Source organism: Mixta gaviniae (assembly GCF_002953195.1).
In the GTDB taxonomy this organism is placed as follows: domain Bacteria; phylum Pseudomonadota; class Gammaproteobacteria; order Enterobacterales; family Enterobacteriaceae; genus Mixta; species Mixta gaviniae.
Genome location: NZ_CP026377.1, coordinates 3,361,635 through 3,378,474 on the forward strand (window position 1 = coordinate 3,361,635; position 16,840 = coordinate 3,378,474).

At 59.6% G+C, this 16,840-nt stretch carries 10 protein-coding genes and 2 pseudogenes; 7 read left to right on the top strand and 5 right to left on the bottom strand.

Annotated features, from left to right (window positions below; all coding sequences use genetic code 11):
- Positions 1 to 5 precede the first annotated feature (5 nt).
- Positions 6 to 1,655 carry a phosphate ABC transporter permease PstA gene (gene pstA, locus C2E15_RS15750; RefSeq protein ID WP_104958208.1) on the bottom strand — a complete coding sequence of 550 codons (1,650 nt, stop codon included), beginning with the start codon at positions 1,653 to 1,655 and terminating at the stop codon, positions 6 to 8.
- Positions 1,652 to 3,778, bottom strand: a complete 2,127-nt coding sequence (locus C2E15_RS15755; protein WP_104958209.1) for an ABC transporter permease subunit — start codon at positions 3,776 to 3,778, stop codon at positions 1,652 to 1,654. The genes pstA and C2E15_RS15755 overlap by 4 nt, the downstream gene beginning before the upstream one ends.
- A 152-nt stretch (positions 3,779 to 3,930) precedes the next feature.
- On the opposite strand from C2E15_RS15755, the pseudogene ppk1 reads away from it, so the two are divergent.
- The 3 genes and pseudogenes from ppk1 (at position 3,931) to tehB (ending at position 8,187) form a co-directional block, all read left to right on the top strand.
- Positions 3,931 to 5,990 (top strand): annotated as a pseudogene (gene ppk1, locus C2E15_RS15760) (polyphosphate kinase 1).
- Positions 5,991 to 5,996: 6 nt separating this feature from the next.
- Positions 5,997 to 7,523 carry an exopolyphosphatase gene (ppx, locus tag C2E15_RS15765; protein WP_104958210.1) on the top strand — a complete coding sequence of 509 codons (1,527 nt, stop codon included), beginning with the start codon at positions 5,997 to 5,999 and terminating at the stop codon, positions 7,521 to 7,523.
- A gap of 58 nt (positions 7,524 to 7,581) precedes the next feature.
- Positions 7,582 to 8,187 (top strand): tellurite resistance methyltransferase TehB, encoded by a 606-nt coding sequence (tehB, locus tag C2E15_RS15770; RefSeq protein ID WP_104958211.1) that lies wholly within the window; start codon positions 7,582 to 7,584, stop codon positions 8,185 to 8,187.
- Here the strand turns inward: tehB and C2E15_RS15775 are convergent, their stop codons facing one another.
- A complete protein-coding gene (locus C2E15_RS15775) occupies positions 8,188 to 10,398 on the bottom strand; it encodes a sensor domain-containing phosphodiesterase (protein ID WP_245912293.1) in 2,211 nt (736 codons plus the stop codon).
- Between the two features lie 265 nt (positions 10,399 to 10,663).
- Between C2E15_RS15775 and C2E15_RS15780 the strand changes: the two genes are divergently transcribed.
- From C2E15_RS15780 to C2E15_RS15790, 3 genes are all read left to right on the top strand, one after another.
- Complete coding sequence (locus tag C2E15_RS15780) at positions 10,664 to 10,849, top strand: YfgG family protein (RefSeq protein WP_104958212.1); 186 nt, start codon at positions 10,664 to 10,666, stop codon at positions 10,847 to 10,849.
- 111 nt (positions 10,850 to 10,960) lie between these two features.
- Complete coding sequence (gene mgtE / locus C2E15_RS15785; protein ID WP_104958213.1) at positions 10,961 to 12,388, top strand: magnesium transporter; 1,428 nt, start codon at positions 10,961 to 10,963, stop codon at positions 12,386 to 12,388.
- A 40-nt stretch (positions 12,389 to 12,428) separates the two neighbouring features.
- Complete coding sequence (locus C2E15_RS15790) at positions 12,429 to 13,079, top strand: hypothetical protein (RefSeq protein ID WP_104958214.1); 651 nt, start codon at positions 12,429 to 12,431, stop codon at positions 13,077 to 13,079.
- 463 nt (positions 13,080 to 13,542) lie between these two features.
- Here C2E15_RS15790 and C2E15_RS15795 read toward each other — a convergent pair whose 3' ends face one another.
- Together C2E15_RS15795 and C2E15_RS15800 are read right to left on the bottom strand one after the other, a co-directional pair.
- The gene (locus C2E15_RS15795) at positions 13,543 to 13,857 is read right to left on the bottom strand and encodes an ArsR/SmtB family transcription factor (protein ID WP_104958215.1); all 315 of its coding nucleotides are present in this window, start codon (positions 13,855 to 13,857) and stop codon (positions 13,543 to 13,545) included.
- A 15-nt stretch (positions 13,858 to 13,872) separates the two neighbouring features.
- Positions 13,873 to 14,996: pseudogene (locus C2E15_RS15800) on the bottom strand (alkene reductase).
- Positions 14,997 to 15,583: 587 nt separating this feature from the next.
- Between C2E15_RS15800 and C2E15_RS15810 the strand changes: the two are divergent.
- Positions 15,584 to 16,738, top strand: a complete 1,155-nt coding sequence (locus C2E15_RS15810; RefSeq protein WP_104958216.1) for an epoxide hydrolase family protein — start codon at positions 15,584 to 15,586, stop codon at positions 16,736 to 16,738.
- Positions 16,739 to 16,840 lie beyond the last annotated feature (102 nt).

The window sequence follows — 16,840 nt, forward strand, 5'->3', positions numbered from 1 at the left end:
CACCGTTATTGCACCAGCGAGCGATAGCGCTCGCGCAGGCGATGGCGTAAGCCCATCGCCGTCAGATTCAGCCCAAGAATAATCACCACCAGCAGCAGCGCGGTAGCGTACACCACCGGGCGATCGGCTTCGGCGTTCGGGCTTTGAAACGCCAGGTCGTAAATCTGGAAGCCAAGATGCATAAATTTGCGATCGAGGTGCAGCCAGGGGAAAACGTTATCAACCGGCAGCTCCGGTGCCATTTTCACTACGCCCACCAGCATCAGCGGCGCGGTTTCCCCGGCGGCGCGCGCTACCGCCAGAATCAGCCCGGTGAGCATCGCCGGCACCGCCAGCGGCAGCGTCACATGCCACAGCGTCTCCGCGCGGGTCGCGCCCAGCGCCAGCGAGCCGTGGCGCAGCGTGGCGGGAATGCGCGACAGCCCCTCCTCGGTAGCGACGATCACCACCGGCAGCGTCAGCAGCGCCAGCGTCAGCGAGGCCCACAGCAGGCCCGGCGTGCCGAAGGTCGGGTTAGGCAGCGCGGCGGCGTAGAACAGCCGATCGAGCGTGCCGCCAATCAGCCAGACAAAAAAGCCCAGGCCGAACACGCCATACACAATCGACGGCACGCCGGCAAGATTGACCACCGCAATACGCACCAGCCGCGTTAACGGCCCCTGTCCGGCGTACTCATGCAGCCAGATGGCGGCCACTACCCCCAGCGGCATCACCACCACCGACATCAGCAGCACCATCAGCACCGTGCCGAAAATGGCCGGAAAGGCACCGCCCTCGCCCTGCGAGACGCCGGGCGAATCGGCGACGAAGTGCCACAGCTGTAGCAGGAAATGGTGCCATTTCTGTGCAAAATTCATGGCGTTGGGATGCCAGGCGTCGACAATCTGCGTCAGCGGAATGCGGTGTAGCTGGCCGTTGGCGTCGCGCAGCATCAGCGCGCTGCGGGCGCTCTCCTCCAGCAGCGAAGCGCGCCGCTCCGCCTGCTGCGCAAACTGGCGCTGCAGCTCCGCGCGGTTCGCCTCCAGCACCGAACGCGCCTGTTCGTTCTCCTGGCCGCTGGCCCGCCGCGTCTGCGCTTCCGTCTCCAGCGCCTCCAGCTGCGCCGTGATGCGCGCCATATCGCTGCGCCGCACCTGCTCGGCCAGCTCCAGCTGCTGATGGGTCTGCTGCAGACGCTGCACCAGGGCGCGCTGCATATTCTGCGCCGTCAACGGCTGTTGATTCTCATACAGGCCGGCAAACCAGCCGAACGCCACGCCGCCAACCCGGCGCTGCAGCACCAGCACGTCACGCGGCGCTTCGCGGCGGAGGATATCGCTCTCCAGCAGGGTGCGAAAATCGGGCGCGGCGAAGTCGCGGTTGCCGGTTTTAATCAGATAACGCGTGACGCTCTCCGGCAGCCGCCGCGCCTGCGGCAGGCCGGCGTCGATCAGCTGCTGACGCGACAGCCTCTGCGCGCTGACCACTTCGCCCAGCAGGCGCGCCTCGCCGGCGGCGGGCTGCGAGAGGGTAAAAAGCGTGACCGGCTGCGGCCAGAAATGGCGTAACCCCTGCCACGCCAGCAGCAACAGCAGCAGTAAAAAAGCCAACAGGCTAAAGGTGACCGCGCCGGCCGTCAGCCAGCGCCAGCGATCGTTTTGACGTAGCGCCTTCATCCCTGTCCCTCAGATTGTCCATAACGGCGGCGCAGACGCTGCCGCACCACTTCCGCCAGCGTATTCAGCACCAGCGTAAACAGCAGCAGCACCAGCGCGCTGAGAAACAGGATGCGGTAGTGGGCGCTGCCTGCCGCCGCTTCCGGCATCTCTACGGCGATATTGGCGGAAAGCGCGCGCACGCCGTGAAACAGATCGCCTTCGGCGACCGGGGTGTTGCCGGTCGCCATCAGCACAATCATGGTCTCTCCCACCGCGCGGCCAAGGCCTATCATCAGCGCGGCGAAAATGCCGGAGGCGGCGCTCGGCAGAATGACGCGCGACAGCGTCTGCCAGGCAGTGGCGCCCAGCGCCAGCGACCCCTGCCCCAGCGCGGTCGGTACGCTAAAGATCGCGTCCTCGGCCAGGGTAAAGATCAGCGGCACCAGCGCGAAGCCCATCGCCACAGCGGCAATCAGCAGGTTGCGCTGCTCGTAGCCGCCGGGCAGCCGATCCGCCAGCGGCGCGCCCCACAGCGCCTGGTCAGCCAGCGGCGTCAGCCAGAGGCAGAGCGCGCTTACCAGCAGCAGTAGCGGGATAAGCAGCCAGACTTCCCGCCCCGGCGTCGGCCGCCAGCGCACCGGCAGACGCCGCTGCAGCGGCCCGCACAGCAGCAGCGCCGCCGTCAGGGCAAACGGCAGCAGCAGCGCGCCGGAGAGACGTGTGGCGATATGCGGTGCCAGCCACAGGCTGGCAAACAGCCCGACCACCACGCTCGGCAGCGCGCCCATCATCTCAATGGCGGGCTTGATCCAGCGGCGCAGCGCGGGCGACATAAACCAGGCGGTGTAGATCGCCGCCGCGATCGCCAGCGGCGCGGCGAACAGCATCGCCAGCGCCGCCGCCTTCAGCGTGCCGGCGACCATCGGCATCAGGCTGAACTTCGCCTGATAAGGCTCTTCGACCGCTGTTGATTGCCAGACCCAGTCCGGCTGCGGATAGTTTTCATACCAGACTTTCTGCCACAGGCTACGCAGGCTGACATCGGGCCAGGGGTTATCGATGCGCCAGTATTGCCAGCTGTCGGCGCGCTCGATCAGCAGACCGTCGCCCTGCGGCGCGAAGCGCGCCTGGGCTATTCCCGCCCCCAGCAGGTGATGAAAAAAGGCGCCGTCGCGTTTGCTGGCGAACAGGCTGAATTCGCCTGCCGCGCTCAGCGTGGCGAAGACGCGGCGCTGCGGCTCGGTAATCAGCAGCGCCTGCATGCGGGCGCCGGTAAAGTTGCGAATGCGGTGCAGATGCAGGCCCTGCTCATCAGCGATATCGAACCATTGGCTGATGCCGCTCTCATCGGCGATCAGCAGCGAGCGGCCGCCGCTCAGCAGCGCCATCTGCTTCGGCGCATGGGCCAGCGCGATACTGTCGCGCAGCGTTACCTCACCGCCGTCAAGGCGCCAGACGCGCAGCCTGTCGCCGCTGCTGGCAAACAGCAGTTTGCCGTTCGGCGTCAGCAGCAGTTGCTCAACAGGGCCGCTGGCCAGGGTATCGCTTTGCGCGGGCTGGCCGTTCTGCAGACGCAGCAGCCGAATATGCTGCCCGTCGCTCAGCGCCGCCAGCCAGCTTTTCTCATCGACGGCGGCCAGCGCCGCCATCGTCAGGCCGTCGCTGAGGCCGGAAAAAAGGCGGTCGCCTAGCGGAAATTTCCAGCGCGGCTGGCCGTCCGCTGCGCTAAAGTCAGGCTGAACAAGACGAAAATTGCCATCAGGCTGCAACAGCAGTACGCTGCTGTTATCGGCGGTGGTCGCGGCTGTCACCGGCCCGCGCGCCAGCGTAAGCGGCGGTTCAGGCTGTGCGCCGCCGAGCGGGAAAAAGCGCCCTGCGCCCTGTGCGTCGATACGCCAGCCCCAGTCGCCCCTGACGCCAAGCGCCACGGCGGGGTGGGTGGAAAGCGCAGGATGCCGCAGCCCCGGCTGCATGGATGGCGTGGCGAACAGCGGCATCACCACCCACAGCAGCCAGACGAACAGCAGCATCATGACCAGCAGCACGCCGATGCCGCAGGCACTGATAACGCGCGCGGTCAGGCGGTCAACAAAACGCCGGGAGCGGTTGCTGTAGTGAACGGGGATATGATTGTCAATCATCGTGCCTGCGGATTCCTCTCTGATGAAGCCGCTATGTTGCCCGTAGCTCTCTGATATGACAACTGTTGAGGTTAGACATTGCTGCCATACTCTCGCCATAATGAACGTGGAAAATGGATACCCTCGTCTCAAATCAGCACAACGGAGCCATAATGGGTCAGGAAAAGCTATATATCGAAAAAGAACTGAGCTGGTTATCCTTTAATGAACGCGTACTGCAGGAAGCGGCCGACAAGAGCAACCCGCTGATTGAACGCATGCGCTTTCTTGGCATCTATTCCAATAACCTGGATGAGTTTTATAAGGTTCGCTTCGCCGATCTGAAACGACGCATCCTGATTGGCGAGGAGCAGGGTTCCCCAGCACGCCGCGCCATCTGCTGAAGAAAATCCAGCAGCGGGTGCTGCGCGCCGACCAGGAGTTCGACGGCCTTTATAACGACCTGCTGCTGGAGATGGCGCGCAATCAAATTTTCCTGATTAATGAACGCCAGCTGTCGCCGAACCAGCAGAGCTGGCTGCGCCACTACTTTAAGCATCAGCTGCGTCAGCACGTGACGCCGATCCTGATCAACCACGATACCGACCTGACTGAATTCCTCAAGGATGACTACACCTACCTGGCGGTGGAGATCATTCGCGGCGACGATATCCGCTACGCGCTGCTGGAGATTCCCTCCGACAAGGTGCCGCGCTTCGTCAATCTGCCGGCGGAATCGCCGCGCCGCCGCAAACCGATGATCCTGCTGGACAACATCCTGCGCTACTGCCTGGACGATATATTCAAAGGCTTCTTCGATTACGACGCGCTCAACGCCTATTCAATGAAAATGACGCGTGACGCCGAGTACGATCTGGTGACGGAGATGGAGTCGAGCCTGCTGGAACTGATGTCCTCCAGCCTGAAGCAGCGCCTGACGGCGGAGCCGGTGCGCTTCGTTTATCAGCGCGATATGCCGAACGCTATGGTCGAGCTGCTGCGCGGTAAGCTCAGCATCTCCAACTACGATTCAGTGGTGCCGGGCGGACGCTACCATAACTTTAAAGATTTCATCAGTTTCCCGAACGTCGGCAAAACCAACCTGGTCAATAAGCCGATGCCGCAGCTGCGCCATATCTGGTTCGATGGCTTCCGTAACGGTTTTGACGCCATCCGCAATCATGACGTGCTGCTCTACTATCCGTATCACACTTTTGAGCATGTGCTGGAGCTGCTGCGCCAGGCGTCGTTCGATCCCAGCGTGCTGGCAATCAAGATCAACATCTACCGCGTGGCGAAAAACTCGCGCATCATCGATGCGATGATCCATGCCGCCTACAACGGTAAAAAAGTGACCGTGGTGGTCGAGCTACAGGCGCGCTTTGATGAAGAGGCGAACATCCACTGGGCCAAGCGGCTGACCGAAGCGGGCGTACATGTGATCTTCTCCGCGCCGGGCCTGAAAATTCACGCCAAACTGTTCCTCATCTCACGGCGCGAAGGCGACGAGGTGGTGCGCTACGCTCATATCGGCACCGGCAACTTCAACGAGAAAACCGCCCGCATCTATACCGACTATTCGCTGCTGACCGCCGACGCGCGCATTACCAACGAGGTGCGCCGGGTGTTCAATTTTATTGAAAACCCCTACCGCCCGGTGAGCTTTGATTATCTGATGGTGTCACCGCAGAACTCGCGGCGCATGCTTTACCAGCTGATCGACGAGGAGATCGCTAACGCACAGCAGGGCATGCCGGCTGGCATTACGCTGAAAATCAACAATCTGGTGGATAAGGGTTTGGTCGACCGGCTCTATACTGCCTCCAGCGTCGGCGTGAAGGTCAACCTGCTGGTGCGCGGCATGTGTTCGCTTATCCCCAATCTTGAAGGGATCAGCGAAAATATCCGCGTGATCAGCATCGTTGACCGCTATCTTGAACACGATCGCGTTTATATTTTCGAGAACGGCGGCGATAAAAAAGTCTTTCTTTCCTCTGCCGACTGGATGACGCGCAACATCGATTACCGCATCGAAGTGGCGGTGGCGATCCTTGATCCTGTTCTGAAACAGCGCATCCTGGATATTATTGCCATCCTGTTCAGTGATACTGTGAAAGCCCGCATTATTGATAAAGAACTGAGTAATCGTTATGTACCGCGAGGCAACCGCCGCAAGGTGCGGTCGCAACAGGCCATTTACGACTACATCAAATCTCTGGAACAACCTGAATAATTCACTATGCCGATATCCCATAAAAATATGCCCCGACCGCAGGAATTTGCCGCTATTGATCTCGGTTCCAATAGCTTTCATATGGTTATTGCCCGCGTAGTGGATGGGGCGATGCAGGTGCTGGGCCGCCTGAAGCAGCGCGTACATCTGGCGGATGGCCTGGACGCGAACAACGTGCTGAGCGAAGAGGCGATCCAGCGCGGGCTGAGCTGCCTGGCGCTGTTCGCCGAGCGCCTGCAGGGCTTCAGCGCCTCGAACGTCACCATTGTCGGCACCCATACGCTGCGTCAGGCGGTGAATGCGGAAGATTTTCTGCAGCGCGCGGCGGATGTTATCCCCTACCCTATTGAAGTGATTTCCGGTCACGAAGAGGCGCGCCTGATTTTTATGGGCGTGGAACATACGCAGCCGGAAAAAGGACGCAAGCTGGTGATCGACATCGGCGGCGGCTCAACCGAGCTGGTGATCGGCGAAGATTTCGAGCCGAAGCTGGTGGAAAGCCGCCGCATGGGCTGCGTCAGCTTTGCTAACCTCTACTTCCCCAACGGCGATATCAGCCGGGAAAATTTCCGGCGCGCCCGGCTGGCGGCGGCGCAAAAGCTGGAAACCCTCGCCTGGCAATATCGGCTGCTGGGCTGGCAATATGCGCTGGGCGCCTCCGGTACCATCAAGGCGGCCTGCGAAGTGCTGCAGGCGATGGGCGAAAAAGAGAAGCTGATTACGCCGGAGCGGCTGGAGCTGCTTTACGACGAGGTGATGAAGCATCGCTCTTTCGCCGCGCTGAGCCTGCCGGGCCTGTCGGAAGAGCGCAAAGGGGTCTTTGTGCCAGGCCTGGCGATCCTGTGCGGCGTGTTCGACGCGCTGGCGATCCGCGAGCTGCGCCTGTCGGACGGCGCGCTGCGTGAAGGGGTACTGTATGAGATGGAGGGCCGCTTCCGCCATCAGGATATCCGCAGCCGCACCGCGCAAAGTCTGGCCAACCACTACAATATCGACAGCGAGCAGGCGCGCCGCGTGCTGGAAACCACCGATCAGCTCTGGCAGCAGTGGCGCGATCAGAACCCGCGGCTGGCCAACCCGCAGCTTTCTGCGCTGCTGAAGTGGGCGGCGATGCTGCATGAGGTGGGCCTGACCATCAACCACAGCGGCATGCAGCGCCACTCCGCCTACATTCTGCAAAACACCAACCTGCCCGGCTTTAACCAGGATCAACAGCTGCTGCTGGCGACCCTGGTACGCTATCACCGTAAAGCGGTGAAGACCGACGAGCTGCCGCGCTTTACGCTGTTTAAAAAGAAACAGATCGTACCGCTGGTATTTTTGCTGCGTCTCGGCACGCTGCTTAATAATCAGCGCCAGGCCACCACCCGTCCGGAGCGGCTAACGCTGACCACCGAAGAGGGGCACTGGACGCTGCGCTTCCCGGCTGGCTATTTCAGCCAGAATACGCTGGTGCAGCTCGATCTGGAGCGCGAGCAGACCTACTGGGAGGATGTTCCCGGCTGGAAACTGGTCATCGAAGAAGAGGCGTAACGGACGCCGGCGAATCCGGGCGGCGCTTTCTCCGCCCGCATCAACCTGAACAACGATTATGACGACACGTCCCGATAACTATTTCACAGAAAAATATCAGCTGACCGCCCCGCACTCGGAAGTGGTGGCAGCGCTGCCGCTGCTGACGCCGGGAAAAGCGCTGGATGTCGGCTGCGGTAACGGGCGCAACAGCCTCTACCTCAACGCCAAAGGGTTTGAGGTCGACGCCTGGGATAACAATCCGCAGAGCCTGGCGCGGCTGAACCAGATTATCGCCGCAGAATCGCTCAGCGGCATCCACACGCAACTCACCGATCTGAACAGCGTGCGTTTTAACGGCGAGTACCATTTCGTCTTCTCAACGGTAGTGATGATGTTCCTGCAGCCGGAGGCGATCCCGCAGCTGATCGCCGATATGCAGGCCAGCACGGCGAAAAACGGCTACAACCTGATTGTCGCGGCGATGGACACCGATGATTTCCCCTGCAGCGTGCCCTTCCCCTTCGCCTTTAAATCGGGCGAGCTGAGCCACTACTACCGCAAATGGCAAATCGTGAAATATAACGAAAACCCCGGCCAGCTGCATAAAACCGATGAAAACGGCAACCGCATCAGCCTGCGCTTCGCCACCCTGCTGGCGAGAAAGGCGCCGCCGGCGGAGTGATCAGTTCTCCCCAAGGGTAAGCAGCGGCTGCAGCTCGCTGATGGCGTAGCCCTGCAGATAATCGATGCCCAGCCCGCGCAGGGCGGCGGCTACCGCTTCCGATTCCACCGATTCCGCGACGATCTGCATACGCTTCAGCCGGGCGACGCGGCAGATGGACTCGATAATCTGATAGTCCAGCGGGCTGTGCAGCATATTCTGAATAAAGCTGCCGTCGATTTTTAGCATGTCCGCCTGCAGGGTTTTCAGCTGCAGATAGCTGGCGTAGCCGGCGCCGAAGTGGTCGATGGCGATGCGACACCCCATCTGACGCAGTCGGTTAACAGTGCGATAGCCCGCTGAAGAGTCGATAGTGCCCTGCGCCTCGCTGATTTCCAGAATCAGCTGCCAGGGCTCAACCTGATGGCGCTTCAGCAGCCGCTGCAGCTCGCTGATGAAAAAGGGGCGGCACAGATTGATCGCGTGGATATTCACCGCGAAGCGCGCCGCCGGCAGGCGCTCGCGGCAGCGGTCGATAAAGCCCAGCGCGTGATCCAGCACCCAGCGGTCGATCTCCCACGTCAGACCGAACTCCTGCACCACCGGCAAAAAGCGGCCCGGCTCCACCTGCTCGCCGCGCCCGTCAATCAGCCGCAGCAGCAACTCATGATAATCATCGCCGCGCAGCCCTTCGATGCGCTGCGCCATCATCACGAATCGTTCGTTATCCAACGCCTGCTGTACCTCATTCAATAGCGTCAGCTTCTCCTTCACCTGACGCTGCGCGCCGCCGCTGCCCTGATGCAGGCTCTCCGGCTGATGGCTGTGCAACGACACTTCCGCCATACCGCTCAGCTCGCCCAGCAGGGCCGGCAGATGGTTTACGGGCGGCACCACGTGACAGTAGCTGATGCCGATATCGGGCTGCAGCGGCAGCCCCTGCCAGCGCAGGCTGTAGCCATCGATGCGCGCGCCGATCTGATAGATGCGCTGCTCGTAGGTCGCCTTATTCAGGCGCAGCGCCAGATCGAAGCCCGGCAGATGGTAAATCGCCTCGTTCTGCTCCAGCAGCGGCTGTAAATGCGCCGCCAGCCGCCGCTTATATTCAATACGCAGATCCAGCCCCCAGGTGCGGCTCAGCCGGTCAAGATCGGGAATGCGCAGAAAACAGAGCGTGGAGGAAGCCTGCTGCGCCAGCATGATTTTCAGCGCGCGCAGGTTAGGCAGATCGATAATCGGATCGATCAGCGCCGCCTGGCGCGATTTCTGAATCAGCTGCCGCTGCCGCACGCCGTTGACGCCGATAAAATAGAGGATTAACGACCAGACCAGCAGATTGGTGATGGTGATCGCCAGATGCAGCGAAATCTCCGGCCGGGCACGAAACTGATAAAGCAACAGCAGCACCAGCGACCACGCCAGCGCGGTAAACAGATAGCCGAAGCGGGCGGCGGACCAGAGCATGGTCGGCAGCAGCAACAGCAGCGCAAAATCACCCAACACCTGATTCTGCAGCTCGCTGTGCAATACCGTCAGCAGCGCCACCAGCAACGTGAGCCAGGTCAGCCAGATTTTTATCTCCGCCGGGCTGACGCTTTCAGCGATCTGCTGGCGCAGCAGGCCGAGCTGGCGCGAAAAGTAACGTGGATGGCGGAAGCAGCGGATCGCCATGTAATAGGCCGGCAGCAGGGCCACGCAGGAGAGCAAAATGGCCTGATAGTTAATCAGGGTACGCAGCGTCAGCGGGTTGCGATTGAAAATCGAGGCGGAAGCGGGTACCGCGTTCAGGGTTACCGTTATCTGCAGTAAAAAGACCAGCAGCGTCGGCAGAAAAAAGCTCAGCCAGAATAGCCGCGTGACGCCGAGCCGCGCCGCGCCAGGCCCCGCGCACCAGCAACGTCCCGCCCAGATGCGGTAGCCCAGCCAGCAGATAGCGATGCCGCAGATAAAAATGGTGCAGGTGACCAGCGCATGCCCCAGCGAAAACAGCGACAGATAGCGCCACAGCAGCGCCAGCGTAATACCGGGCAGCGCTGCCCAGTCAAACACCATCAGCAGCGCTACCGTCAGCGTTACCGGCAGGAACAGCAGATAAACCGGGCCATCGGGCAGGATCAGCCGAACCGACAGCGCGCCGGAGAGCGGCATCAGTAACAGCGCCAGCCATAATGGCGCGCCCCACCAGCTGCGACGCCAGCAGCGCAGCAAGCCTGAATCAACCCGGGGATACAAAGACGGCCTCTCCTCTTATGCTAAGGCTCGCATAAAGAGCCGCACGCGGTACAAAACGCCCCCATACTAATTTCCATGGCGCGGCCCAGATTGACATACATCAAAACTCACCGTTAAAAACGATTTTAGCCACTTTTCGTTTAGCCGCCAGACAGGGAATTTCCGCTATTTTTGCAGCAGCGTGGCGACAGCATGAGATTGACCTGACGGTTGCGCTGTGCCTAAATTGTTTTACCGCCTTCGGGCCTGCTATAAGGATCCCTGCGTGAACAGCATTACCCCATTTCGCAGACGCCATAAAACCGGTCGCATGACCCGCGTCGTGTTGCTGATTAGCTTTATACTTTTACTGGGGCGTTTACTGTATGTGTTGCCCGGTGCTTTTCAGCATCATCAGGACAAAAAAGAGCAGGCTGAGGCGCCCGTCGCGACCCAACCCGCCACCAGGTAAACGCATGATGCGAGCGTTAAGTTGCCTTGCGTGAGACAACTTACCCTCCCGCCATGCCTGTAGAAAATGCCGGGCCTTCTGTTGCCCGCGCCCAGACACAAGGGAATTTTTATGTCTGTATCCCAGGCTCAACAGCTCGCCGATATCCGCAGCCGCATCCTTAACCTTTTACTTGATGGCCCCGAGCTGGTGGAAAACCTGCTTGAGCCGCCCGCCGATCCCGCCAGCCTTTCCGCTGATACCGCCGCGCAGATAAACGACCTGCGGGCGGATCTTGCGCTGCTGCACGCCGCCGATATCGCCGATATTCTTGAGGCGCTGCCGGAAGATGAGCGCCAGGCGCTATGGCGGCTGGTGGATAATGCGCGGCGCGGCCAGGTGCTGGTAGAGGCCTCGGAAACGGTCTGGGAAAGCCTGACCGAGGTCATGAGCGATAAGGACATTCTGCAGGCGATTGCGCCGCTGGATATCGATGACCAGGCCTATCTGGCGCGCTACCTGCCGCGTGACCTGACCGGCCGGCTGCTGACCTCCCTCGATCCGGCGCTGCGCGCGCGCGTGCTGAACGTGGTGCATTTCGACCGCGATCGCGTCGGCCGCATCATGGATTTCAACTTTATTACCGTCCGTGCTGATGTCGATATGGCGACGGTGCAGCGTTTTTTACGCCGCCGACGCGCCATTCCGGAAGGCACCGATAAGCTGTTTATCACCGATAAAAACAATGTGCTGCTGGGCGAACTGCCGCTGACCGATATCCTGCTTAACCAGCCGGAAACGCCGGTATTTTCAGTGATGAACGACCGGCCGACTACCTTTCGTCTCGACGATAAGGCAGAAGATGCCGCCGGCGCCTTTGAACGTTACAACCTGATTTCCGCAGCGGTGATCGACGATAAAGGCAAGCTGATCGGCCGCGTTACCATCGAAGATGTGATCGACCTGGTTAACGAAGAGAACGAAAGCAATATCCGTAAAATGGGCGGTCTGAGCCAGGAAGAGGAGGTATTCGCGCCGGTAAAAAAGGCGGTGCGCACCCGCTGGACCTGGCTGGCGATCAACCTGTGTACCGCGTTTGTCGCCTCGCGCGTGATCGGCCTGTTTGAAGAGACCATCTCTCAGCTGGTGGCGCTGGCGACGCTGATGCCGATCGTCGCGGGCATCGGCGGCAACACCGGCAACCAGACCATTACCATGATCGTGCGCGCGCTGGCGCTGCATCAGGTGGAGCCGGGCAACTTCAGTTTCCTGTTTCTGCGCGAACTGGGCGTGGCGCTGATAAACGGCCTGTTCTGGGGCGGCATCATGGGCTGCATTACCTGGCTGATGTATGACAACCTGGCGCTGGGCGGCGTGATGATGCTGGCGATGGTGTTAAACCTGCTGCTGGCGGCGCTGATGGGCGTGCTGATCCCGCTGATTATGACCAAAATGAATCGCGACCCGGCAATCGGCAGCAGCGTGATGATCACCGCGCTGACCGACACCGGCGGCTTTTTTATCTTCCTCGGTCTGGCGACGCTATTTTTGCTGCACTGAGGCGGTAGGGTGTGCCGATGAACCGGAGACGCACAACGCAATGAGCTATATCGATACCATCCAGCATGAACTTGTTGGCTATCTGAACGGATTGCCGATATATCATCCGCTGGAGACGGTTAGCGGCGACAGCTGGGGTGGCGCCAACTTTTCATGCTCTCCCGCTAACCTGATTGTCGGCGGCGGCAGCGGAGAACATCCCGCGCTGGTTATTCATCATCCGGAATCGTTGGTGGCCGCTTATTTTCTCCATGATATTGCGCAGAAAGAGCTGCATTTTTCCGACCGTTATACCCCGCCTCCCACGCACTCGCTGGACAGACTGTACGATATTGCTTACGGCGACGCGCCGCTGCTGGAGTTTTGCGGCTGGTCGATGCGTCACACCACCCACTTTGTCGAGGCAGCGCAATCTTCCGTTCATTATTCACCGCTAAAAAAAGAGCAGGCAGCGGAAGAGTGGATAATTTTATCGCTGGGCGAGTTTATCCATTTTTCGCTTAGCGAACTTAATCAGCTAAAGGATGAAATAGAGAACCTGGAAGGCACAGAAGATCCCGGCTACTGGCTATGCAATGTGACCTGCCCGCCGCCCGGTTATATTAAATCTAAAAAAATGTCTTTGGCCGGCAACGCATTCAGGCAACACGGATTTTTCCGCTGGGATTATGTTTATCCTCCGGGCGAGTGATTTTTGATCGCGTAAAAGGGTAAATGCTGCTCTTCTCTTATTCATCAGTTTCATCGCATGCCGTTATAAAATTGGCAACGGCGTCGTCCGTTTTAAATTCGCTATCCCTGCCCTCACCTGCCGGGATAATCATTTGCCTCCCGCCATGCGCCATCGCCCTGACGCCCCTGCAGTTATCGTGAAAAGCGATATTCCCTTAACAAGGCGAAAAATGACAAGGCATAACCTATCGGGATAAGCTTCTCCCGCTGGCGCCGCGAGACAAAAAAGCCCGCCATAAAGCGGGCTTCGGTTATGAATACGCCGGACACGCCAGACGTTAAATCACTTTTAGTCACCGCCGACGGCTTGCCGGAGATACCGTAGACGACGCGGGAGATGCCGTTCTTCGTTGATGCTGCGGCTGGCAACGCAGCCGGGGAACTTATACGGCCGATGCGCCCGGTAAGGGCGTCAGGCCGGTTTACAGCTCCTCAAGGAAATCACCCAGCGCGGATGTCACCTCTTTAATACGCGGCTCGCAGCGGCGGTAATAGGTCCATTTACCCACCTTGCTCGCTTCAAGCAGCCCCGCATCGTGCAGCATCTTCAGGCACAGCGACGTGGCGGGTTGAGATAGCCCGGCCTTATCCTGAATGAGGCTGGCGCAGACGCCATACATATCGTAATCATAAAGCTGCGTGTAGCCGGCAAAGGCTTCACCTGGATTTTTCAGCCATTTCAGTACTGACAGACGTGTAGAGTTGGACAGTAATTTCATGGCATTTTCAGGTGACATGCAGCCTCACGGGGATCAGGAACGATAAACAGGGTAGTCAGTATATCCTTTATGGGTGCCGCCATATAGCGAAGCGCTGTCTACAGGATTCAGGCCGACATTTTGTTTGAACCTTGCCGGCAGGTCGGGATTAGCGATAAAGGTACGGCCAAATCCAAAGAAGTCGCCCCAGCCCTGGCTCAGCACGTACTCCGCTTTCTCCCGGGTATAGCGGCCCGAATACATGATGGGAGAACGGAACGCCTCACGCAATGCCACGCGGAACGTTTCCGGCAGATCGGGGCTATTGTCCCAGTCCGCTTCGGCAATCGAAAGATAGCCGACCTGCAGCGCATCCAACATTTGCGCAGCGGTAATATAGGTCGCATGAGGATCGCTCTCCACCAGCCCCAGATAAACGCGCTCTTCATCCGTGCTGGTGAAAAGCGGTGCAAAGCGCACGCCCACTTTATCACTGCCAAAAACGGCGCTTACGGCGAGGATCACTTCCTTCAGAAAACGCAGCCTGTTCTCCAGGGAGCCGCCATACTCATCGGTACGGAAATTGGTGTGTTCAGAAATAAACTGGTTAATCAGATAGCCATTGGCTGAGTGAAGCTCAACGCCATCAAAGCCGGCTTCTTTGGCATTTTCCGCCGCCTGACGGTAAAGCCCGACGATCTCTTTGACTTCCTGCGTGGTGAGTTCGCGCGGAACGCTGGGCGCGGTGAGCATCCCGGCGCCAGGCCCGGTTTCAATAAAAACGCGGACGCCTTCAGCAGGTACGGCGGAAGGGGCGACTGGCGCTTGTTTTTCTGGCTGCAGCTCATGATGAGAAACGCGCCCAACGTGCCAAAGCTGGCAAAAAATCGTGCCGCCCTGCTGATGCACCGCCTCGGTCACTTTTTTCCAGCCGGCAATCTGCGCCTGGCTGTGGATGCCCGGCGTCCAGGCGTATCCCTGTCCCCGCGCTCAATCTGCGTGCCTTCGGTGACCATAAACCCGGCGCTGGCGCGCTGACGATAGTACTCCACCATCATATCGCCCGGGATATTGCCCGGCTGCTCGCTGCGGCAGCGCGTCAACGGAGGAAGCGCAATACGGTTGCGTAGGGTAAATTCGCCAAGCTGAAGTGGCGTAAAGAGTGTTTTCTGAGTCATAGAACCGCTGTCCATCATGTAAAGGTGCCGGTAATTATATTTATACATTTAAATAAGTAAATGCAATGAGTGGGCATTTTGAGCGGTTTAAGAAAAAGTCATTATTTATCAAGCTATTGTGTTCATAAGAATAATAGCGGTAACAGAGCGGGCTTATCAGGGGAAGCGCCATAAGCCCGGGGAGAGTTTGTCGCTACGGCGTGGAACCCCATCTTCTCTTTACAGGACGCCTTTGATTAACAGAGCCAACAGGCCGCCAATGCTCAGGCTGAACGCCGCGATCAGCCCGATAAATCGTTGTCTGGATAAGCGCTGCATCGCCACTGTCTGTCACCTTTGAATTTGGATCCCGGCGACGTCATGGTCTACAACTTACCGATGAGGGTTTGTTAATGGCTTAGAGAGGTCATCATCGCGCAACGGGCGTGTAAAACCTTCTTTCCCGCCTGGCAGGAGAGGCATTGCCTGCGAAATATGATGAGTGGCCGCGGCATGCTGCTCAACCTGGATAACGATCGCTACGGCCAACGGGAGTGGGCTTCCGTCCGCGACACGCTGGCCCCTACCTGTCTACAAGGAACCAAACAATGACCCACCCTGTCGAGCCCTTCCCCATTCACATTCCCCAGGCGCAACTCGATGATCTGGCCCGGCGTCTGGCGCAAACCCGCTGGCCAGATGCGGAAACCGTATCCGATCACAGCCAGGGGCCGCAGCTCGGGCGTCTTCGCGCGCTAGTTGAACACTGGCAACAAGAGTATGACTGGCGCGCCACAGAAACCCAGCTCAACCAGTGGAACAGCAGCCGAACCGAAATCGACGGCCTCGGCATTCACTTCCTGCATATTCGCTCCCCCCATCCCGACGCCCTTCCTTTGCTGATGACCCATGGGTGGCCTGGCTCCATTCTTGAATTCAGGGCGATGATCGCCCCCCTTACCAACCCTACAGCCCATGGGGGGCAAGCCTGCGATGCGTTCCATTTGGTTATCCCTGCGCTACCGGGCTTTGGTTTTAGCGATAAGCCCTCTTCTCCGGGATGGGGCGTGGGTAAAACCGCCAACGCCTGGGCGCAACTCATGGCCCGTTTGGGGTATGGCGAGCGCTGGGCCGCCCAGGGCGGCGACTGGGGCGCGGCCGTGACGACCGCCCTTGGACACCTGTGCCCGCCTGGCCTGATCGGCATTCACCTGAACATGGTGATGTATCGGCCGACCGAGGATGAAATCGCGCAGGCCACCGCTGAAGAGCAGCGCATGTTGGCTGATGCGCAACGTTACGAGCAGGAACTTTCGGGCTATATGAAAGTGCAAAGCACCCGGCCGCAATCGGTAGGCTTTGCCCTCGCCGATTCCCCTGTTGGCCTGGCAGCCTGGATATACGCGCTGTTTCAGGACGCTTCTGACAGCGGCGGAGAGCCGGAAAGGGCAATCGATCTCAACGCCCTGATCGATGACATCATGCTGTACTGGCTGCCCAATGCCGGCCCAAGCTCGGTCCGCTTCTATTGGGAGGGGATGAGCGAGATGCGAAAGCAAAGCCCTGGCTCTGCCGTCCCCACCCCTGCGGGCATAAGCATGTTCCCAGACGAGTTGCTTCGCCTCTCACGGCGCTGGGCGCAGGCGCGTTTCGCCGATCTGCGGTTCTTCGCTGAAGCCGATCGCGGCGGCCACTTCGCCGCCATGGAAAACCCGGCAGTCCTCACCGAACATGTCCGTGAGACTTTCCGTTTGCTGCGCTGACCCCTCACATAAATGGCGCGTTTAAGCAGCTGAAGCGACAGGCGGCGCAGGGGTTAACCATGGACCCAATTCCGTGGCGTGCCTCAGCAGTTCACCCTGCCG